Origin of the sequence: Kyrpidia spormannii (genome assembly GCF_002804065.1) — a bacterium.
GTDB classification, from domain to species: domain Bacteria; phylum Bacillota; class Bacilli; order Kyrpidiales; family Kyrpidiaceae; genus Kyrpidia; species Kyrpidia spormannii.
In genome coordinates this window covers 1,254,613-1,274,226 of sequence record NZ_CP024955.1, presented here as the reverse complement: position 1 = coordinate 1,274,226, position 19,614 = coordinate 1,254,613, and the positions used below count along the sequence as shown (strand labels likewise).

Annotated in this window: 17 protein-coding genes, 1 pseudogene and 1 riboswitch; of the genes and pseudogenes, 7 read left to right on the top strand and 11 right to left on the bottom strand. The window is 60.0% G+C overall.

Translation table 11 applies throughout. The features are described from left to right. Positions 1-36 precede the first annotated feature (36 nt). From CVV65_RS06320 to CVV65_RS06305, 4 genes are read right to left on the bottom strand one after another with little or no spacing between them, the layout of a single operon-like run. Positions 37-1,401 (bottom strand): (Fe-S)-binding protein, encoded by a 1,365-nt coding sequence (locus tag CVV65_RS06320; protein ID WP_232796731.1) that lies wholly within the window; start codon positions 1,399-1,401, stop codon positions 37-39. Continuing rightward, a complete protein-coding gene (locus CVV65_RS06315) occupies positions 1,398-2,843 on the bottom strand; it encodes an FAD-binding oxidoreductase (protein WP_198592151.1) in 1,446 nt (481 codons plus the stop codon). Before CVV65_RS06315 ends, CVV65_RS06320 begins: the two co-directional genes overlap by 4 nt. Continuing rightward, positions 2,840-4,102, bottom strand: a complete 1,263-nt coding sequence (locus CVV65_RS06310; RefSeq protein ID WP_100667424.1) for a nickel pincer cofactor-dependent isomerase, group 22 — start codon at positions 4,100-4,102, stop codon at positions 2,840-2,842. The genes CVV65_RS06315 and CVV65_RS06310 overlap by 4 nt, the downstream gene beginning before the upstream one ends. After that, positions 4,099-4,917 (bottom strand): FadR/GntR family transcriptional regulator, encoded by an 819-nt coding sequence (locus tag CVV65_RS06305; RefSeq protein WP_198592150.1) that lies wholly within the window; start codon positions 4,915-4,917, stop codon positions 4,099-4,101. The genes CVV65_RS06310 and CVV65_RS06305 overlap by 4 nt, the downstream gene beginning before the upstream one ends. Positions 4,918-5,076: 159 nt before the next feature. Here CVV65_RS06305 and CVV65_RS16925 point away from each other — a divergent pair, with 159 nt between their 5' ends. Genes CVV65_RS16925 through CVV65_RS06290 form a run of 3 tightly spaced genes read left to right on the top strand, consistent with a single transcriptional unit; the run spans position 5,077 to position 7,526 of the window. Next, positions 5,077-5,334: a hypothetical protein gene (locus tag CVV65_RS16925; RefSeq protein ID WP_133121242.1), complete on the top strand. Its 258-nt coding sequence runs from the start codon at positions 5,077-5,079 to the stop codon at positions 5,332-5,334. Continuing rightward, on the top strand, positions 5,331-6,218 hold the full coding sequence (locus CVV65_RS06295) for a DUF6282 family protein (protein WP_100667421.1): 888 nt from the start codon (positions 5,331-5,333) through the stop codon (positions 6,216-6,218). The genes CVV65_RS16925 and CVV65_RS06295 overlap by 4 nt, the downstream gene beginning before the upstream one ends. A gap of 27 nt (positions 6,219-6,245) precedes the next feature. Continuing rightward, positions 6,246-7,526 (top strand): MFS transporter, encoded by a 1,281-nt coding sequence (locus CVV65_RS06290; protein WP_100667420.1) that lies wholly within the window; start codon positions 6,246-6,248, stop codon positions 7,524-7,526. Positions 7,527-7,819: 293 nt separating this feature from the next. Here CVV65_RS06290 and kapD read toward each other — a convergent pair whose 3' ends face one another. The 3 genes from kapD to CVV65_RS06270 all read right to left on the bottom strand — a co-directional run bounded on the left by kapD (position 7,820) and on the right by CVV65_RS06270 (position 11,807). Then, the gene (gene kapD / locus CVV65_RS06280; protein WP_100667419.1) at positions 7,820-8,458 is read right to left on the bottom strand and encodes a 3'-5' exonuclease KapD; all 639 of its coding nucleotides are present in this window, start codon (positions 8,456-8,458) and stop codon (positions 7,820-7,822) included. A 251-nt stretch (positions 8,459-8,709) separates the two neighbouring features. Next, positions 8,710-9,918, bottom strand: a complete 1,209-nt coding sequence (locus tag CVV65_RS06275; RefSeq protein ID WP_100667418.1) for an acyl-CoA dehydrogenase — start codon at positions 9,916-9,918, stop codon at positions 8,710-8,712. Between the two features lie 113 nt (positions 9,919-10,031). Further along, the gene (locus tag CVV65_RS06270; protein WP_100667417.1) at positions 10,032-11,807 is read right to left on the bottom strand and encodes an adenine deaminase C-terminal domain-containing protein; all 1,776 of its coding nucleotides are present in this window, start codon (positions 11,805-11,807) and stop codon (positions 10,032-10,034) included. Positions 11,808-11,912: 105 nt separating this feature from the next. Between CVV65_RS06270 and CVV65_RS06265 the strand changes: the two genes are divergently transcribed. Further along, a complete protein-coding gene (locus tag CVV65_RS06265) occupies positions 11,913-12,506 on the top strand; it encodes a DedA family protein (RefSeq protein WP_100667416.1) in 594 nt (197 codons plus the stop codon). 245 nt (positions 12,507-12,751) lie between these two features. On the opposite strand, the gene CVV65_RS06260 is transcribed toward CVV65_RS06265, so the two are convergent. Further along, positions 12,752-14,092, bottom strand: coding sequence for an NCS1 family nucleobase:cation symporter-1 (locus CVV65_RS06260; RefSeq protein ID WP_269148837.1), 1,341 nt, complete (start codon positions 14,090-14,092; stop codon positions 12,752-12,754). 70 nt (positions 14,093-14,162) lie between these two features. Next, positions 14,163-14,414: pseudogene (locus CVV65_RS17435) on the bottom strand (PucR family transcriptional regulator ligand-binding domain-containing protein); the annotation flags it as partial. Between the two features lie 157 nt (positions 14,415-14,571). On the opposite strand from CVV65_RS17435, the gene CVV65_RS06250 reads away from it, so the two are divergent. From CVV65_RS06250 to allB, 3 genes are read left to right on the top strand one after another with little or no spacing between them, the layout of a single operon-like run. Continuing rightward, complete coding sequence (locus CVV65_RS06250) at positions 14,572-15,855, top strand: M20 family metallo-hydrolase (RefSeq protein ID WP_100667413.1); 1,284 nt, start codon at positions 14,572-14,574, stop codon at positions 15,853-15,855. A gap of 53 nt (positions 15,856-15,908) precedes the next feature. Further along, complete coding sequence (locus CVV65_RS06245; RefSeq protein ID WP_232796729.1) at positions 15,909-16,145, top strand: M20/M25/M40 family metallo-hydrolase; 237 nt, start codon at positions 15,909-15,911, stop codon at positions 16,143-16,145. Then, positions 16,135-17,544 (top strand): allantoinase AllB, encoded by a 1,410-nt coding sequence (gene allB / locus CVV65_RS06240; protein WP_100667412.1) that lies wholly within the window; start codon positions 16,135-16,137, stop codon positions 17,542-17,544. The genes CVV65_RS06245 and allB overlap by 11 nt, the downstream gene beginning before the upstream one ends. 14 nt (positions 17,545-17,558) lie before the next feature. Here allB and CVV65_RS06235 read toward each other — a convergent pair whose 3' ends face one another. Then, positions 17,559-18,875, bottom strand: coding sequence for an ammonium transporter (locus tag CVV65_RS06235; RefSeq protein WP_100667411.1), 1,317 nt, complete (start codon positions 18,873-18,875; stop codon positions 17,559-17,561). A 99-nt stretch (positions 18,876-18,974) separates the two neighbouring features. Then, complete coding sequence (locus tag CVV65_RS06230; RefSeq protein ID WP_100669230.1) at positions 18,975-19,337, bottom strand: P-II family nitrogen regulator; 363 nt, start codon at positions 19,335-19,337, stop codon at positions 18,975-18,977. A 155-nt stretch (positions 19,338-19,492) separates the two neighbouring features. Continuing rightward, positions 19,493-19,603, bottom strand: a riboswitch (guanidine-I (ykkC/yxkD leader). Positions 19,604-19,614 lie beyond the last annotated feature (11 nt).

The following is a 19,614-nucleotide window of genomic DNA, read 5'->3' as shown; positions in this document are numbered from 1 at the left end:
TTCCACGCTCTTCACCCCCGATCCCGTCATCGTGGACTAGACCTTGCCCCCGGCTCCTCCTACCTCTTCCACCCCACAGGCCCAGGCCAAAAGCTCAACCAAGTGGATCGCCTCTTTGGGCCCGCCCTCCGCCGCCGACCCGGACCGGCGCACCCCGAGGCGCATTTGGAGGAGACAACCCGGGTTCGATGTCACCACCCAATCGGTGCCCGTCCGTATCGCCTTTTCCATTTTCTCGTCGAGCACCGCCATGGACTCCTCGTAATGGACTGCGTTATAAATCCCCGCCGACCCGCAGCAACGGTCCATCTCTTCCATCTCCACGTACTCAACACCCGGAATCCGCCGCAACACCTCCACCGGCTCATTTTTTACCCCTTCGACGTTGCGGAGGTGACAAGAGGGCTGGTAGGTCACCCGCAGGGGCACCTCCCGCACGAAAGCGCTGTCCGGCGCCTGAACGGCCAACTCGCTGATGTCTTTGACGTTGGCGGCGAATTTGGCAGCCCGATCGGCCCACTCAGGATCGTCCGCCAATAGGCGCGGATACTCGGTGAGCATGGCCCCACAACCGCCTGCGTTGTGCAGGATCACTTCCGCTCCGGAAGCTTCAAAGGCCGCGATGTTGCGCTTGGCCAGTTCTTTCGCTCCGTCCAGATCCCCGGCGTGGGCGTGCAGGGCGCCGCAGCAGCGCTGGTCGTCGGGAACCACCACTTTCCAGCCGAACTTCGCCGCCACTTCCCCGGTCAATCGGTTCAGGTGCTGAAACAGGACATCCATGATACATCCGCGAAAAAGCATGGCCGTGCCGACGGGCTTCGCATCTTTGTCCACCGGCCGGTAGACCCTCGGCGCCCGGCGCCGGGTACGGGGCCCATCGACCTTGGGGAGCACCGGGGCAAAAGCCCGCATCCCCTCAGGCCATATCGGCCACGAAGCCCCCCAACGCCCAACGGGGCCCATTCTCTGGTACATCCAAACGAAGTCTCCGGCAGCCTGTAACCGGTCGGGCTCTGGCCACACATTTCGCAAAAGCCATGCCAACGCCCGGTCCCCCTTGCCCGGGTTTTCTTTCATCCTGCGTTCTCGCAGGTAATGCCGGGTCTCCTCCAAGATCTGGCCATACGGCACCCCCACCGGGCACGCCTCTTCACAGGCCCGGCAACCGAGGCACAGGTCGATGGGCTCCTCCACCACTTTCCAGTCCGTTCGCCCCTCGGCGAGCATGCGAACCAAATTGATCCGTCCCCGGGGGGAATGGGTTTCTTTTTCCATGGTCCGGTACGTCGGGCAAGCGGGCAGACAATACCCGCATTGCACGCAGCGTAAAGCCTCGTCGTAAGGGAGACCCTCCAACACCTGAACCGCCGGCGTCTCCACAGATTTCGCCGCTTCGCTCATGATGTGAACACCAGCCTATCCTTGCCGGGTTCCGGAAAAATTTTCCCGGGGTTCATGATGTTGTCCGGATCCCAAGCCCGCTTGATCCGCTTCGTCATCTCCACCCCGACCTCTCCCAACTGCCACGTCAAAAATGGCGCCTTCATCGTGCCGATGCCGTGTTCCCCGGACAGGGTCCCCCCCATCTCCAGAGCCGCGCGGAAAATCTCCGCCACCGCCTCTTCCACCCGCTTCATCTCTTCCCGGTCCCGGAGATCGCACAGGATGTTCGGGTGGAGATTCCCATCACCGGCGTGGCCGAACACCACCAATTCCACCCCGTACTTGTTGCGAATCTCCCGGAGTTTGGCGAACATGTCCGGAATCCGGCTGCGGGGCACCGTGGCGTCCTCGGAGATTTTGGTGGGTTTGATCCGGGCGATGGCCGGAGAAATCTGCCGGCGGGCAAACCACAGTCGATCCCGGGCCGCCTCATCCGCCGCCACCTCCACCGACCGCGCCCCCAATTGCCGACAAATCTCCGCGGCCTGACGGATCTCGTCGTCCACGGCGGCGGGGTGACCGTCCACCTCCACGAGCAATACTGCTTCGGCGTCGACAGGGAGACCGCTGGGCCGGAACGCCTCCACGGCCCGAAGGCAGGCCTGGTCGATGATTTCCAAGGCTCCCGGGAGGATCCCCGAGGTCAAAATCTTGGAAATGGCCTTCCCCGCCACCACCAGATCGTCAAAAATCGCCAGGGCCGTCCGCCTGGCCTCGGGTTTTGGCAGCAGGCGCAACACGGCTTCCGTGACGATGCCCAAGGTCCCTTCGGAGCCGACGATCAGCCTCGTCAAATCGTACCCCGTCACATTCTTGATCGTGTGGCCTCCGGTGCGAAACACCCTCCCGTCAGCGGTCACCACTTCAAGGCCTAGCACATAATCCCGGGTCACCCCGTATTTCAGCCCCCTGGGGCCGCCGGAGTTCTCCGCGATATTGCCCCCGATGGTGGAAACCCGGGAACTGCTCGGATCCGGCGGATAAAACAAACCATGGCGCTCCGCCGCCTTCTGCAGATCCAAGGTCCGCACACCCGGCGACACCACCGCCACCAAATCGTCCGGGTAGATCTCCAGCTTCCCATCCATCTTCGACAGATCCACCACGATGCCCCCGTACACCGGCAGCGGACCGCCGCTCAGACAACTGCCCGATCCCCGGGGGTACAAAGGAATCCGCTCCCTCGCCGCCGTCCGCACCACTGCCTGCACTTCCTCGGTACTCTTCGGTTGCACCACACAATCCGGCACATAGACCCCGAAGGACGCGTCATAAGCATAACTCAACCGATCCGCCTCGGAGGTCAGCACCCGACCGGGGCCGAGAATCCCCCGCAACTCTTCAATGGGCACCGCCCGCCGGGAGCCGCTGGCCACCCGACTCTCTTCTCCCGCACTCATCCACGGTCCTTCCCTTCTTCTTCCTCTTCCCAAACCAGGTCGCCATCTGCAGTAAACGTCACGTCCCGCAGGGCCCCTACCCCGGCCACGTCCGGCCATGTCAGCGCCTCTTCCCACAGCGCCTCCCCCACCCGGACCTCGCCGAGCTCCAGGGTATTGGCCACCGCCATCCAGCGCACCTGGTGCGGCGGCCGTTTTAACGCTCGGAACGCCGAGTCGAGCATTTCTTTTTCACTGGAAAATGTCATGGGAACGGCGGCCCGGGCGACGAACCCGCTCGTCAAACAGTTCAAATACGTGGCGGCGCGGTCGATTTTCGCCGCCAATTTCTCTGTGGTAAAATCCGCCAGACCAACCCCCGTGGCGTTCCCATGGGAAGCTTCGGACAGGTCGCACACCGCAATGTAGGTGATTTGAACATCTTGCGGCTCCGGTACCCCGGTGATACGCAACCGGCCGATCACATTCGTGTCCATCCCGGTGCCGCTGAAATTCTTCCCCATCTCCCGAACCACTAACAGGTCAAGCCGATCGGTCGGTAGGCCAGGCATCAGCCGCCTGGCTTCCTGGAGCAACGCCCGGTCGCCGGCCAAAAGATCCGCCGCCCGGAATCCCCGTATGTGAGCGGGGCGCTCCCGGCTGTTCTCGACGATACCCAGCCCACCGATCACCGGCAGCCGGCGAAGAACTTCCCCGGCGATCTCCGGCACCACCCCGGGGAGATGGCCGACCCCGAGACGATGAACCGCCTCGGCCCCCGCCGCCCGACCCATCCCTACGCTGAGCATTTTCGCCAGGCCGCTCTCGTGGGGGCCGTGAAACGAAGTGTGGGGCTTTACCCGGTTCACCACGAGGATCGCGTCCGCCTCCGCAGCTTCCCGGGCCACATACACCGGAAGCCCGGAGGGCGTTTCCCCCACCTGCACGACCTCGGAGGAGCAGCTCACCGGCGCCCCCATCGCCTCTTCGCTGATCCCAAGAGAAGCGAGGATCTGCCTCTGCCCCTCGGCGGTGCCTCCGCCGTGGCTCCCCATTGCTGCAAAAAGGAACGGGTCGCCGCCAAAAGACCGGATGGTTTGAACCACTGTCCGCAAAATCCGGTCGATCCCGAAAATACCCCGGCTGCCGGCGGGAATCGCCACCCGGAGTGGACGGTCAAAGGCTCGGCCCAGGACTGCCGCAGTCTCCCGCTCCACCACCCCTTCGAGATCGGCGATCTCCGGGGTTTCCAGATTCCGGCGCACCCGAGCCCACTTCATCGCCCGGACTCCTCTCCGGACGGAAAAGGCGAGGCCACGCTTTCCGGTTCGCCCGCCCCGGTGCCGGGTCCTTGTAGCCCGTCATGGGTTTGCCCATCCTCCGGCGGTTTTAAATTCATTTCCCGCTGCACTTTCTCCCGAACCTTTCCCAGGTGAAAGGCCATGGCCGCCCGGGCCTCCTCCGGGCGACGCTCCCGAATCGCCTGGTAGATGCGATCGTGCTCGTCATAAACCTCCCGCATGCGCTTGAGGTTGCCTTGGTTCTGTCCCAAGGTGTAACGCATCCCTTCCCGGACCAAATCGGATACCCGGGCCATCAGTTCAACCAGGATGGGATTGCCGGTGGCTTTAGCGACCGCCTGATGAAACTGAAGATCCCCGGCATCGCCAACCCGCCCGGCCCGGAGTTCGTCCAGGTAACCCTGCATCGCCCTTTCGATCTCCGCTTTCTCCCGATCCCCTGCCCGCCGGGCGGCCAACTCCGCCGCCGACGTTTCGAGGATGCTCCGCATCTCCAAAAGGTGTAAGATTTGCTTGGGAAATGCGATCATCGACACCGCCACCGGGGGAATATACCGGGAAAGATCGGCTTCGAGCACGAAGCTCCCCTCGCCCTGGCGGACGTCGATGATGCCGGCCGAGGCGAGCACCGAAAGCGCCTCCCGGACCGAGGCCCGACTGACGCCAAACTGTTTCGCCAACTCTTTCTCGGGGGGCAGTTTGGTTCCCGGCGGATACACGCCGGACTGGATCAATTCTTTTAACTGTTCCACGACCGCCTCAGACAACTTCGAGCGCCGCACCGGCTGGATCATGGGCATCACCTATTTGTCTAGTGATCAGACATCTTCACGCAACTTTAGCGTATCCAAGAATTCAACCGGTGTCAAGATGTGTCGCGGGATTCCTACTCTTTCTGTTTAATCGCGATTGACAACAAGAACCGCGATGAAGCCAGAACGGGAAATGTGTGGATGTCTGTGGACCCCGCCGCCAGTCGTGAAAGTATCGCCCGCATTCTCGATACGGCCGATTGGGTGGTCCCGGGGCACGATGGGATTTTGCGTGTAAACCATGTTCCAAACGGCCGGGAGGTTCACGCCACGGAACGGACCCGCGGGATCATCGACCTCATCCTCACAGAGGTGGATTCACAAATCCACGTCACAAATTCGGATGGGCAGCAGATCAAGTCCCCAGTTTATTTTGAAATAAAAGGAGATCCATCATGAATATCGATCGGTCTTTTTTGCAGGGGTTTATTGACATTCATGTCCACTCGGCCCCAAGCATTTTCCCCCGTTCGGTCACTGACCAAGAATTGGCGGAACAAGTTCGCGATGCGGGGATGCGGGGATTCGTGCTGAAAGCTCATGAAGAGTGCACCGTCTCCCGGGCGGAAATCCTGAAGAGATCCTTTCCCGAGTTAGATATTTTCGGGTCCTTGGTGTTAAACGTGTTCGTGGGTGGGTTAAACCCCTACGCAGTGGATCTAGCCCTGAAGCGCGGCGCCAAGATCATCTGGATGCCTACCGGGTCGGCCAAACATCATCTGGGTTTTTACGGCGGGTCGGATTATTCGGCCCAGAAATCCGAGGTGGCGCTCAGACCCTTGCAGGGTATCGAAATCTTGGACAAACAGGGCCGGGTGATACCCGTCTTGTACGAGATTCTCGACATGATCGCCGAAGCCGGTGCAGTGGCAGCCTCAGGGCACCTGTCTCCTCGGGAAACCATAGCCTTTGTCGAAGCAGCCCAGGAGCGGGGAGTTGAAAAAATCCTGGTCGCCCACCCGGATCTTGGGGTGACCCAGATGCCCCTGGACCTGCAGGTCGACCTGGCCCGAAAGGGGGCCTATTTGGAAAAATCCTACCTGCCCTTGATGCCGGACTGGAAGACAATCGATATCGAACAGATGGTGGACAGTATTCGCCGGATCGGACCGGAGCGATGCGTGCTGCAAACGGATTTTGGACAGGTCAATCACCCGTCACCACCGGAAGGATACCGGTCCTTTGTCTCCCTATTGCTAAAATCGGGGCTACCCGACCGGGACATCCGCCGAATGGGGGCTCAAAACCCGGCTGAGTTGCTCAATCTGCCCGATAAAAGTTGAACCTAAGATTGCAGAGGAGGCGGAAGAATGGAGCGCACAACAACCGCAACAATCGAGAAAACCGCAGTCGAGCAAGCCCCCGCCCATTGGTGGCAGGTCGGCCCCCAGGCCTGGAAGGCACTCATCGCTTCGGGACTTGGGTGGATGCTCGATTCCATGGATGTCATGTTGTATTCGATGATCCTGGTCAACATTATGGCAGACCTTCACATGAACAAATCCATCGGCGGACTGCTGGCCTCTTTGACCCTTTTGAGTTCGGCGGCAGGAGGTATCCTCTTCGGAGTGCTTGCCGATCGAATCGGGCGCACCCGATCTCTTTTGTACAGCGTCCTGATCTATTCAGTATTTACCTCCCTTTCTGGTTTTTCCCAAACCGTGAGTCAACTGGCCTTGTTTCGAGTCTTTCTCGGTCTAGGCATGGGCGGGGAGTGGGTGGCAGGTGCCGCCTTGGTCACCGAGGCTTGGCCGGCGGAACACCGGGGTAAAGCGATGGGGTTTGTGCAAGGCTGCTGGGCCATCGGCTATGCCGCAGCCTCATTGATTACGGCTTTGGTACTCCCCACCTTCGGATGGCGGGCAGTGTTCTTCGTCGGAATCCTGCCGGCTCTGATCATTTACGCGGTACGGCGGACGGTGAAAGAACCGGAAATTTGGACACAGCGCCAGGCCACCGGGGGGCGTCGCGGATCCTGGCAGACGTTTGCGGAGATTTTCCACGCGCCCCATCTGAAATGGACGGTCCTCGGTTCGGCGCTGAGCTTGTTCGCGCAGTTCGGTTACTGGGGCTTGTTCACCTGGATTCCGACCTATTTGGGCACCTCGGCGGCTGAAGGAGGAGCCGGGCTCACCGTCACGAAAACCGCCCTCTGGGTGATCATCATGCAGGTGGGTAGCTGGCTGGGCTATGTGACCTTCGGATTTATCGCGGATCGAATCGGCCGGCGCTGGACGTTCTTCTTGTTCTTCGCCGGGGCCGCCGTTCTGGTACCCTTTTACGGATTGACACACACTGCGTCCACCCTGTTGCTCTTGGGACCCTTCGTAGCATTTTTTGGATCGGGGTACTTCAGCGGGTTTGGTGCGGTGCTGGCGGAGTTGTTCCCCACAGCAATCCGGGCCACGGGACAGGGATTCACCTACAATTTTGGCCGGGGAGTCAGCGCCTCCGCGCCCTTTGTCGTCGGCACCCTCGCCATGACCATGGGACTGGGCAGCGCCTTTTTCGCCACCGCCCTCTCCTTCGCTTTGGCGGCCATCACCACTTTGGTCTTTCTTCCTGAGACCAAAGGCAAGGAGTTGGTATAAAGCAGAAAAGGCATATACCTTCACAAACGAACCACTGTGACCGCGATCATAGGCCGCGGCTGCCACTGGCGATACGATGATCGCCGTCCGGCTGCGCCACTCTCTGCGCGCCGGAGCCCCGCGGTCAGAGGAGATGGCCGGGATGAAATGGGCGGCCTTACATTACTGGACTTTCGGGCTTCTCTTCGCTGCCGGGCTCTGGCTCGGTCGCTGAGGAGTCCGGACCCTCGATCAAAGGATCGGCACACCAGCGCCTAAAAAGTCAAGCGGGCGACGCCTCCGTTCGCCCGCTTTCATTTGGCCGTTTTGACCTGCCAGTCATGCAGTTTCTTCCACACATCCTCCAAATCCACCCGATCCCCGAGGGTCATCCGCTCCCGGCGATTCAGATACTCCTTATCCTTTTCGATCATCCGGAAAATCTCCACCGTCGTCAAGGCGTCGTCCAGGGCTCGGTGGTGACGGCCAACCCCCGTTCGCCCGTACTCCTCAATCGCCTTCCAGAGGCCGGTCTGCTGGCGATTCCCGAAAAACCGTTTATATTCTAAGGACAGATCCCGCTCCCGGCGATCGAAAGGAAAGGGCAGCCCGGCATGGCTACAGTTTTCCCGCAGCACCTGCAAATCGGCGTTTCCCCAAGTGACCGGCGTGGTCGGGCACAACTCGACATAAGTCTGCAAAGTCTCCACCAGTTCACGAAAGGAGATCCCCGCGTCCACATCTTCCTGGCGAATCTGTAAAAAGTTCTTGCACCGCTCGGTCAAGGTGGGAAATCGCATCGGGCGCACGAAAGTGGACAATCGGTCAAAGATCTCGCCGTCGATCACCGAGACCAGACCCAGCTCGATGATCTCCGGCCGAAACTGTTCGGGCATCGATCGATCTTCCGGCATGGTGAACTCAAAATCAAGAAAGAGCAACTGTTCACTCAATCCTGTTCCCCCCGCTCCGTCACATCCCTCGACACCAGTCTACCACAGCCGGAAGAGATGGGGTGGATCCGGGCCGGCCAACGCAGCGCAAAGAGTATTCGCGCTCCCTTGCCGGTCCCTCCGTCCCGCCGAACCCCCGAGCCACCCAACTTCTCCTTCCGGCCTTCGTATCGAACGGTCGGTTGGCAATCCGAATCCCCTTGCTCATCCCCGGCGCCTAGAAGGGAGGGCCCCCCACTCTGTTCCTGCCTCTAGCCCTTCCGCCCCCTAATCTCCTGCTTCGCGATGGACATGCGGTGCACCTCGTCGGGACCGTCGGCGATGCGCAGCGTGCGGATGTTCGCCCACATCCGCGCCAAGGGCGTGTCGCTGGTCACCCCCGCCCCTCCGAAGGCCTGAATCGCCCGGTCAATCACCCGGAGAGCCGTGTTCGGGGCCACCACTTTAATCATGGCGATCTCCTTTCGGGCCGCCTTATTCCCGACGGTATCCATCATGTAGGCCGCCTTTAACGTCAGCAGCCGGGCTTGTTCGATCTCGATTCGAGAGTTCGCGATCCATTCCATAATGACCCCTTGTTCCACCAAGGGCTTCCCGAAAGCCACGCGATTTTTCACCCGGTCGATCATCAACTCCAGCGCCCGTTCCGCCGCTCCGATGGAACGCATACAGTGGTGAATCCGGCCGGGCCCCAGTCTCCCCTGGGCAATGGCAAACCCTTTCCCTTCTTCCCACAGGATGTTCGACGCCGGCACCCGCACATTTTCATAGGTGATCTCGGCGTGGCCGTGGGGAGCGTCGTCATACCCGAAAACCGGCAACTGACGCTCGATCTTCACCCCGGGGGCATCCAAGGGCACCAGAATCATCGACTGTTGCTCGTGTCTTGGCGCATTGGGGTTCGTCTTGCCCATGACGATGGCGATTTTACACCGGGGATCCCCCGCCCCGGATGACCACCATTTGCGCCCATTGATGACGTATTCGTCCCCGTCCCTGACAATGCTCGCCTGGATGTTCGTGGCGTCCGACGAGGCCACATCCGGCTCGGTCATACTAAAGCACGAGCGGATTTCCCCGTTCAACAGGGGGATCAGCCACTGCCGCTTCTGCTCCTCGCTTCCGTAGCGCACCAATACCTCCATGTTGCCCGTGTCCGGTGCAGAGCAATTGAAGACCTCCGGCCCAATGAACGAACGGCCCATGATCTCGGCCAGGGGCGCATACTCCAGGTTTGTCAGCCCTGCCCCGTACTCGCTGTCCGGCAAAAAGAGGTTCCACAGACCGGCCGCCTTGGCTTTCGCCTTCATCTCCTCCATAATCGGCGGGATCGTCCACCGGCTGGGCGCCTCCCGCAGCTGCTGCTCATACACCTCTTCCCCCGGATAAACGACCTCCTCCATGAACTCTGTCAATCGGCGCTGCAGTTGTTTCACCTTCTCGGAGTATTCAAAATCCACGGCCATCCCTCCCCGTATTGGTGCGCGGCCCCTGCCAAACGCCCGGTCCCCGCCCTACTCCCAGTCTAAAGTGAAAATACAGAACCGGCAACCGGTTCTATGGATGCTGACGATCAGGCCCTCACCGGCAAATTACGCCGTTTTCGAACCACCTGCGCCCTTTTGACATCGTACAGCCCCAAAGGCGTCAGGCGAAGCCCCGGGAGAAAATCACAGGTCAAAAAGAGCAGGGAATACAAAATGTCGTGAAAGGGAAATCCCCGATCGTGGACCGCCGCCAGAAGCCGGTCGTGGTCCCGCACCACCTGGGCAAAGGGCACGTCGGACATGATTCCGTACAGGGGCAAAGGAATATCCAGCTTGACCTCCCCGTCTTCGGCCAGGGCGATCCCGCCCCCCATCCGCCGCACCCGCTCCGCCGCAACGGCCATGGCCCCGGGATCCCTGCCGATGACGAGAAGCTCGGTGGTGGTGTTGTAGGTGGAGGCGAGCCCCGCGATCCGACCGCCGAACCCCTGGATCACCCCTTTGGCCACCCAGGTCCCATCCCGGGCTACCAAAGCGGCATAGGCCAGATCCGGCCGGCCGCTGATCGCCACGTATTCGCCGTCTGTCGACAGCGCGGTATCCGTACGCCGGGTGATGACATTACTGATAAATTCGATCACCGGCACCTTTTCCCCGTCTTTCGCCTCAAATCGGTACAGATCGGGATCCGCCAGTACCTCTGCGGAGACGGACAATGGTTTCATGGAAGGATAGCGGTCCCATGCAATCTCAGGTAGCGGCGCGATCAGCCGGCCATCCCGGGCGACTTCCCGTCCTCCCCTCACAACCCGATCCGGACGAAAACTCTCCAAATCCGGGAGGATCAGTACATCCGCCCGGCGCCCGGGTGCAATCCCGCCGATGTAGTCATCGAGCTTCAGGTACTGGGCCGCGTTGAGGGTCACCATCTGCACGGCGGTGACGGCCGGCACGCCCATCCGCACTGCCTGGCGAAGAAGCCCGTCCATAAACCCGTTCTCTGCAATAAAAGACGGATTCGGCCCGTCCGTGGTCATCAGGAGCCGCTGAGTGCTGATCTGCCCTTCTACCACCGGTTCGATCAACTCTTGCAGATCCGGGCGCAGTGAACTGTTGCGCAGCACCGTCCACAGCCCCAGGCGCAACCGGTCCAGCACCTCCAGGGCGGTGATCGCCTCGTGGCAGGCACTCAGCCCCCCGGCCGACAAGGCGTTTAATTTTTCAAAGGAACAGCCCGCGGTGTGGCCATCGGATACCTTCCCCAACCGTTTCGCGAATTCCATCGTGTCCACGATCAGGGGGTCGCCCTGGTACAACATGGGCCAGCGGGTCAGCTCCGCCGTTCCGATCACATCTTCGTGTTCGAGCAGCTTCCGCACGAAGACCGGGTCAAACCACTCCTCTTCTTCCGGATACCCCGCCTGGGCAACGATCCGGGCGAGCCACAGTTGATTGATGGGCACATCCCGCAGCGCCTCGATCAGCCGCACAGTCCCCTTGTAGCCTAAATGAAGGTAGAAAAAAAGGGTGTCGTGAACCACCGTGGTTGTCCCCAGAGGCACGATGCGCTCCGCCAGGCTCACCGGATTGTACAAAATCCAGGGATGCGAGTGGGTCTCGATATACCCCGGAACCACGAACATCCCCGCCGCATCCACCACCTGGGTCTCGTCCCCTACGGCGACCTCCCGGGGCCCGACATAGGCGATGCGATCTTTGTAGATCGCGACGTGGTGGGGCAACAACTCCCCAGAATAGACATTGACCACCGTACCACCCCGAATGAAGAGATCGGCCGGCCGATCCCCCCGGGCCACCTCAATCAATTCTCGTCGATTGGCTTCAAACTTTTGGATCCGCACCCCACCGCCTCCATTTCTTCCTCGATGGTTGGAAAACCACCATCTTTGCCATACTGTTATAGTAGACTGGTTGTGTCCCCGGACTCAAGAAAGGAGCGAGGGCTCTTGCACCTGGGCGTCCAATACTGGATCTCCCACTATGGATACATCGGTGTTTTTTTTATTTTGCTGATCGAAAATCTGGGAGTGCCGTTTCCCGCAGAAACCACGCTGGTGGTATCGGGCATCGAGTGGACCAAGGGGGCCTTTGCATTCCTGCCCCTTTTCATGGCGGCCTCCTTGGGCAATATCTTCGGCTCCACCGCCGCCTACGGAATCGGATATTTTTTGGGGCGTCCGATCGTCATGCGAATCGGACGATACCTGGGAATCCGGGAGGAAAAATGGGCGAAGGCCGAGGGGACCTTCGCCAAATATCGGGGCTTTGTGGTCCTGTTTGGGAAGTTCATCGCCGGAATTCGCGTTCTGGTGCCTTATCTCGCGGGCATTGAACGCATGCCCTTTTTGACCTTCAGCCTGTTCAACGCAGTGTCGGCCTTGGTGTGGGTGGCCGCCTTCACGACCCTCGGCCGCTTCGCCGGGGTGGCCTGGTCCCATTACCACCGGGTGATGCACCAGTACCTGGTGCCTGGTCTCATCGCCCTGGCCGTCCTGGTTGCCTTGTATGTTGCCCTCAAACGCAGGTACCGCCAGGCGTGAACATCAGAAAAAGCCATCGAGAAGACTTTCTCCTCCCGAGCACGTCAAATCTCCGGAGGAAACCTCCTAGATGGCCTCAATCGATGATGCGTGGTCATTTGTTCCTTTTTTGGGATATCCCAAGATCAACTATGGCCACAGCGATCTTCACGGCCGATGTCACCCCGTCAATAACCGGAATCCACCCACACCGCCTCCCCCCCGAATTCCTGATCGGCGCCCACGGTCCGCCATAAACCGGGAGCCTAATCCACCTCCGATGAAGCCTGGCTCAGTGCAACCACCGATTCCCTTGGCCGCATCAGAAAAACATAAACAATCAACCCGGCGCCCACCCCCAAAAACCATGAATAAGCGTAAAGGCCGCTCAATGCCGGGACGAACAACCCGATCAGAGAGAGGATCGTACCGATTCCCATCGCCACCAACGCTCGAAAGTTCCATCCGTTGCTGTAGGAATACGGACCGTTCCGACTATAGAAAGCGGCCATATCGTAGTTTCTCCGACGAACAAAATAGAAATCACCGATCATAATCCCCGCCACCGGCCCCAACGTGCCCCCGATCGCACCGAGGATCGCAAAAATCGTATTTGCGTTGTCAAACCAGAGCCAAGGGGCAAAGAACAGCGCAATGACAATGGACAGCATCCCGGCTTTTACAAAATTGAGTTTCTTGGGGAACAAATTGATCAAATCATATGCTGGGGAAACGACATTTGCCGCAACGTTCACCGACAGCGTCGCAACCAATAGGGAAAACGACCCGAGAATCAGGATGACCGGATTGTGGAACTGCTTTAACAGCTCCACCGGATCCCATATCGGTCGACCGAATACCACGATGGTCCCGGATGTAATGATAATGCTCATCACGGCAAAAACAATCGCCGTGCCGGGCAGCCCGATCGCCTGCCCGACCACCTGATCCTTTTGGCTCCGGGCAAACCGGGTAAAGTCAGGGATGTTGAGAACCAACGTCGCCCACACACCAATCAAACCGGTGACCGAGAGGAAGAACACGTGCCAAAACTGACCGTTCGTCAACTTGCTTGGTTCAGCAAAAAGGGGGCCGACCCCGTGCGCCGCGACCAAGGCCCAAGTGACCAAACCGAGGCCGAGCACAATCACCAATGGTCCCGCCCACAGTTCGAAAAATTTCACACGTTCCATTCCATGTGAAATCACGTACGCATGCAGCACCCAGAACACGGCATATGCTAGAGCGTCGTTCAGACCCATTCCAAGCACATGAACGTCACCCAGAGCCGCCCAACCGGGAATGAGAAGGCCGAGCACGGCGCCAACCGCCTTACTGCCCGCCCAGGACTGTACGGCAAACCAGAAAATCGCCACAAATGCCCGGATCAACACCGGGATCTGTGCCGCTTGATGACCAAACGACGCTCTCACCAACACCGGAAACGGAATCCCGTATTTGGCCCCAGCCACGCTGTTCACCCACATCGCAAGGATCAAGATCACATTCGCCACGACGACGGTGGCCAGAGCCTGCCACACACTCATCCCGAGTCCAAGCAGGCTGCCCGCCGTTTCGTAAGCCACGATATTGTGAACCATACCCATCCACACCGTCGATCGGCAGCGCCCACTCATCGGCGGCCCGGACCATCTCCGGAGGGGTCTCCGGAAGGAACCGCCGGATCTTGATCCCCAAGCCGGCGCAGCCTTTTTGCGCCATTTGGCGGACCAAATCCACCAGGGCACCGGGGTGATCTTTTAGGCCGTATCCGGTGGTGACCAAAAGTTCGTTTGGTTTGAGAAAATCGATAATATCCGGCGCATCCATCATGTTCACTGATTGAACATTTCGCGCAAGACCTGACGCCCCTGCTACAACCTTTGCATCGGCAAGAATCGGAATAGCCAACAAATCCCTCACATTCATCGCCTCATCACCTCCTATGCGTAATATTATATATCATAATAAGTCAGTAAGTTAGACAGTTGGATACCATACATAATTCGTGCCTGCGAAACCGGTGAACCTGACCAATGACAGGGGTCATCCCGAGGGGTAGGATACACCAACAGAGGTGTTGCCAATGTTCGAGATTCCTATCCGGATGGAACGGGTGCTCCACCGGCTCAAAGAACTGGCTCATTGCAGTGCAGGGAAACGAGGGGTTACGCGGTTGTCGTTCACATCCGAATTCCGCCAAGCCGGCCTCTTGGTTCGCAGGTGGATGAAAGAGACGGGGATGGTGGTCCGAGTCGATGCCCTGGGGAATATCATCGGCCACTATCCCCATCACCGGCGCGGTGGCCCCGCCTTCCTCATCGGATCCCACCTGGATTCTGTGATGGAAGGCGGAGCCTTTGATGGGACGCTGGGGGTGGTGGCGGCCCTGGAGGTCGTCCAGGCGCTGTTCGAATCTGGCTTCCAGACCGCTTTGCCCCTGGAGGTGGTGGTATTTTGCGACGAGGAAGGGGCTCGCTTCCACACCACGCTGCTGGGAAGCCGGGCCATGGCGGGGACGTTGCTGGGAGAGGATCTGAACGCCCGGGATGCCCGGGGCATCACGTTGGCTGAAGCCCTCCGCGAATTTGGCCTCGACCCTTTGGCGTTCCGCTCGGCCAAGCGGGATCCGGAACAGATCGCCGGCTACATGGAACTGCACATTGAACAAGGGCCCATCTTGGAAAATGAACATCTTCCGTGTGGAGTCGTCAGCGGCATCGCCGGTGCCGTACGCGGCCGATTCCAGGTTGAAGGTCTGGCCGGTCACGCCGGCACCGTACCCATGGATGCCCGGCGGGATGCTCTGGTCGGGGCGGCAGAAATCATCCTGGCCGTGGAGGAGGCCGCCCGAAAGTCCCCCTCCACGGTGGCCACCGTGGGGAATCTCCAGGTCTTTCCGGGATCGAGCAACGTGATTCCCGGCCGTGTCGAGGGAACGCTCGATGTCCGCAGCTTGGACGACGAAGAACGGCGGCGGGTGTTCAGGCAAATTTGCCAAAGAGCGGAGGGTATCGCTGAAAACGGGAGCCTTTCTTTTTGCTGTGAAGTCGTCCTGGACACCCCGGCGGTCCAGTGTTCTCCGCGGCTGATGGCGGCTGCGGCAGAGGCCATAACCCGTCATGGTTACCCGCCGCTTTTTATCCCGAGCGGAGCCGGACATGACGCACTGGCCATGGCCGACCTCACCGAAGTCGGGATGATATTCGTTCGCTGCCGCGGCGGCGTCAGTCACCACCCGGAGGAGTACGTGGAACCCGAGGACATCGAGATCGGCGTCTCAGTCTTCCTGGAAGCGGTATTGCGAGCCATGGACAGCCACCCTAAAGCAGGCTCAACGGGACAAACCGAAGAGGCGGAGGTGCCCTGAATGAAGCTGTCGACGCGAGAAGGCCCGAATGACGGTCACGCTCCGGGAAGCGCATGGGGGGACGGGAACCGGATATCCACGGGGTGCCTCTTTATACCGACGCCCGGCATTTTGCCGAAGCGGGGATTCCGGTGGTACTCTTTGGAGCGGGCCCGAGGACCCTGGCCGAGGCGGGCGGTCACCGGGCGGATGAACACGTGCGCATCGATGATATGGTCCTAGCCGCCAAAATCCTCACCATGACGTTGTACGATCTTCTTCGGAAAGGAGTCGGCGGGAATGAGAGATGAAGGTGATTTGGTGATTCGCGGGGGCACTGTGGTTTCACCGGAGGGCACTCGGCGAACGGATCTCCGGATTCGACACGGTACTGTGGTCGCTATGGAGAGTCAATTAACTCAGGCGTCCACATTGGACCGGGAAATCGACGCCACAGGCTTGTACATTTTCCCTGGACTCATCGACGCCCATGTCCACTTGAACGAACCTGGAAGGGCGGACTGGGAAGGGTTCACGACGGGAACCATGAGCTTGGCAGCCGGTGGGGTGACAACGTTTTTTGACATGCCCCTGAACAGCACCCCGCCCGTGACAGACAGGAGTCACTTTGAGGAAAAACGAAAGGTCGCCGAGGCGAAATCTTTCATCGATTACGGACTGTGGGGAGGGCTCATTCCCGGAAACACAGAGGAGTTAACCGAACTCAGCCAGTGCGGGGCGATTGGCTTCAAAGCCTTCATGACCGACGCTGGAACCGACGATTTTCCCGCTGTGGACAACGACTCCCTGTGGGCGGGGATGGACATTGCAGCCCGCCTGGGCGCCGTGGTCGCCGTCCATGCGGAAAGTTCCTGGATCACCCGACGCCTGACCGAATCTTTTCTGTCCCAGGGGCGGGTTTCAGCCCGAGATTACGAAGCCTCCCGCCCCGTGGTCTCCGAACTGGAAGCTGTCGAACGCGCCCTGGCCATCGCCCGTCTGACCGGGTGCCGCCTGCACGTCGTCCACGCGAGCAGCGCGGATGTGGTCCGCCGGATCCGGGCGGCGCGAGAGGCCGGAGTGGACGTGAGCGTGGAGACCTGCCCCCACTACCTATCCCTGACTGTCGCCGACCTGGAAGAACTCGGCGGCGTGGCCAAATGCGCTCCCCCCTTGCGAGGACGGGACGAAGTGGAAGCTCTCTGGCAGGCCGTTCGGGCGGGGCTGGTGGACACCGTGGGATCGGATCACTCCCCTTGCCCACCTTCTATGAAAGAGGATCCCGAAGGCAACCTTTTTCGCGTCTGGGGCGGCATTTCCGGCGCCCAAACCGCCCTCAACGTACTTCTCGAGGAAGGCTACCACAGGCGCGGAGTCCCCCTCGAGACCCTGACTGCCCTCACCGCCACCAACCCAGCAAAGCGGTTCGGCCTTTATCCCCGAAAAGGCACCATCGCGCCCGGCTCGGACGCCGACCTGGTTCTCGTGGAACTCGGCACCCCCTGGGCCCTCCGCCGGGAGGATCTCTATTATCGTCACCCGCACAGCCCCTTCATCGGTCGGACATTTCGAGGAAAGATTCTTGCCACCCTCTTGCGCGGAAAACCGGTTTACTGGGACCCGTCCCTGAACAAGCTCATGAGGGAATTCGGCTCGGGGCGCTTCCCGGACAAACCCTTCGGCCGGTTTGTCGCGGGACAGCATGGCTGACACGGGTACAAATCTCATGCCCGATCGGACGGAGCCGGCTCCACCCCCATGCCAAGCACCGGTTTCACCGGCTCAGGATCTTCGGCCGCGCCATGTCCCGGCCCCTCCGGCCAATTTGTAAACCGCTCCAGCTCATTGTACGCCGGAATGCCATGGAAGGCCAGGTCCAACCCCTGCTCCTCCAAGTCCGGCGCCACACGAAGCCCCATAATTTTATCGAGAAGAGTGCCAATTCCGAACATGGCCGCAAACCCCCACACCGCCGCCACCGCAGCGCCTAACCCTTGCACGAGCAGCAGATGGGCATCGCCGGTGGTCAACATCCCTTGGCGTACATCGAACAACCCCACCGCCACCGTACCCCAGAGGCCACCGAATCCGTGAACCGCCACCGCCCCCACCGGATCATCCACCTTCATCCGATCCACCCATCCCGTCGCCCAAACCACCAAGGCCCCGGCCACCGCGCCAATCATCACCGACGCACCCGTCCCCACAAAGGCACAACCCGCCGTGATCGCCACTAGTCCCGCCAGGGAACCATTGATCGCCATGCTCGGATCGGAAACCTTAAAGCGCGCCATGCTCACGAGGATCGCCGCCGCCCCGCCGGCCGACGCCGCTAGAAAGGTGTGAAGAGCAATCATGGGAAGCCGCACGTCCAGGGCGTTCAATGTACTGCCCGCGTTGAACCCGAACCACCCAAACCACAGAATAAACGCCCCCGCCGAAGCCAGGGGAATGTTACTTGGAGCAAAGACGTTGACCTCTCCATCCGAACCAAATCGCTGGCGCCTGGGCCCGAGCACCGCGGCCAGGGCCAGCGCGGAAAATCCCCCCATGGCGTGAATCGCCGCCGATCCGGCAAAATCCTCCATCCCGAGTCGAGATAACCAGCCCCCCGAAGACCAGATCCAGTGGCCGGACAACGGATAGATTAGACCGCAGACCAACATGGTCACCACGATATACGCCGAAAATTTCATCCGCTCGGCGACGGCCCCGGACACGATCGACGCCACCGCCATGGCGAAAGCGATCTGAAATAATGCATAAGCGGCAGTGGGAACTCCCTCGGGCCCCATCACCCCAGAGGGTAAAGCCAACCCGAACCAACCAAAGTGATCCGCACCAAACATAAGTCCGAGTCCCACCGCATAATAGGCCAAAGCCCCAAAGGTGAGATCCACAAAAATTTTCATCGTCACGTTTACGGCGTTTTTGGTCCGCACCAAACCCGCCTCCAAAAGGCTGAACCCGCCCTCCATGAACACAATCATCGCCGCCGCCAGCACGACCCACACAGTGTTCAACCCTTCCGGTACCGTCACATCTCTCCCCTCCAACGTCAGAGAAAATACGATGCCAGTATACGCGACCGAAAGGGGTATTCGCAAGCAGTTTTGTCATCTTTCATTACATGTTATCGATTATTTTGTGGACCGCATATCATCGATCGTTTCGTCGGGCGCACCGGTGCGAATGTTGTACGCTTCATACACCGGCAGGACAAAAATTTTCCCGTCTCCCGCCTCCCCGGTCTGCGCCGCCTGGACAATCGACTCCACCGCCCTCTGCGCATAGGCATCGGAGACGACCATCTCCACCTTCACCTTCGGGTGCAGGCTGATTTGATACACGTGCCCCCGATACACCCCTGCCGAACTGCGCTGTTGACCCCGGCCTTGAACCTGGCTGACCGTGAATCCAAAGATTCCAGCCGCATGCAGCTTTGCAATCACCGCCTGCAACTTTTCCGGACGAATAATCGCCTCAATCTTTTTCAATCCCATTCTTCCTTCCCGCCTGAAAATCGCCTTGATCGCCCCCATGATAACGAAAGGAGCAGGACTCGACAAATCCCGCTCCCCTTGCTCGTGCTCCATTCATGAATTCACGGCTTTCCACCGCTTCCCTCTCCTTTCGAAAAAAATACGGAGGGATAAAAACCTCCCGGGCTTTTATCCCTCCGTGTGACGCCGGCTTCGGCGCGAACTCCTCTCGGACCGGTCCGTTTGTCATCTTTCATGCCAAACGCGGAACCCTAGGAGTTCTCTATCGCCATTTTAA

Excerpts from the sequence above, each read along its gene's own strand:
- CVV65_RS06315 (WP_198592151.1), bottom strand. The coding sequence starts at position 2,843 with ATGAGTGCGGGAGAAGAGAGTCGGGTGGCCAGCGGCTCCCGGCGGGCG.
- allB (WP_100667412.1), top strand. The coding sequence starts at position 16,135 with ATGAGAGATGAAGGTGATTTGGTGATTCGCGGGGGCACTGTGGTTTCA.
- CVV65_RS06250 (WP_100667413.1), top strand. The coding sequence starts at position 14,572 with ATGTTCGAGATTCCTATCCGGATGGAACGGGTGCTCCACCGGCTCAAA.
- CVV65_RS06245 (WP_232796729.1), top strand. The coding sequence starts at position 15,909 with ATGGGGGGACGGGAACCGGATATCCACGGGGTGCCTCTTTATACCGAC.
- CVV65_RS06260 (WP_269148837.1), bottom strand. The coding sequence starts at position 14,092 with ATGGGTATGGTTCACAATATCGTGGCTTACGAAACGGCGGGCAGCCTG.
- CVV65_RS06320 (WP_232796731.1), bottom strand. The coding sequence starts at position 1,401 with ATGAGCGAAGCGGCGAAATCTGTGGAGACGCCGGCGGTTCAGGTGTTG.
- CVV65_RS06230 (WP_100669230.1), bottom strand. The coding sequence starts at position 19,337 with ATGGGATTGAAAAAGATTGAGGCGATTATTCGTCCGGAAAAGTTGCAG.
- CVV65_RS06290 (WP_100667420.1), top strand. The coding sequence starts at position 6,246 with ATGGAGCGCACAACAACCGCAACAATCGAGAAAACCGCAGTCGAGCAA.
- CVV65_RS06305 (WP_198592150.1), bottom strand. The coding sequence starts at position 4,917 with ATGATCCAGCCGGTGCGGCGCTCGAAGTTGTCTGAGGCGGTCGTGGAA.
- CVV65_RS16925 (WP_133121242.1), top strand. The coding sequence starts at position 5,077 with ATGTCTGTGGACCCCGCCGCCAGTCGTGAAAGTATCGCCCGCATTCTC.
- CVV65_RS06295 (WP_100667421.1), top strand. The coding sequence starts at position 5,331 with ATGAATATCGATCGGTCTTTTTTGCAGGGGTTTATTGACATTCATGTC.
- CVV65_RS06310 (WP_100667424.1), bottom strand. The coding sequence starts at position 4,102 with ATGAAGTGGGCTCGGGTGCGCCGGAATCTGGAAACCCCGGAGATCGCC.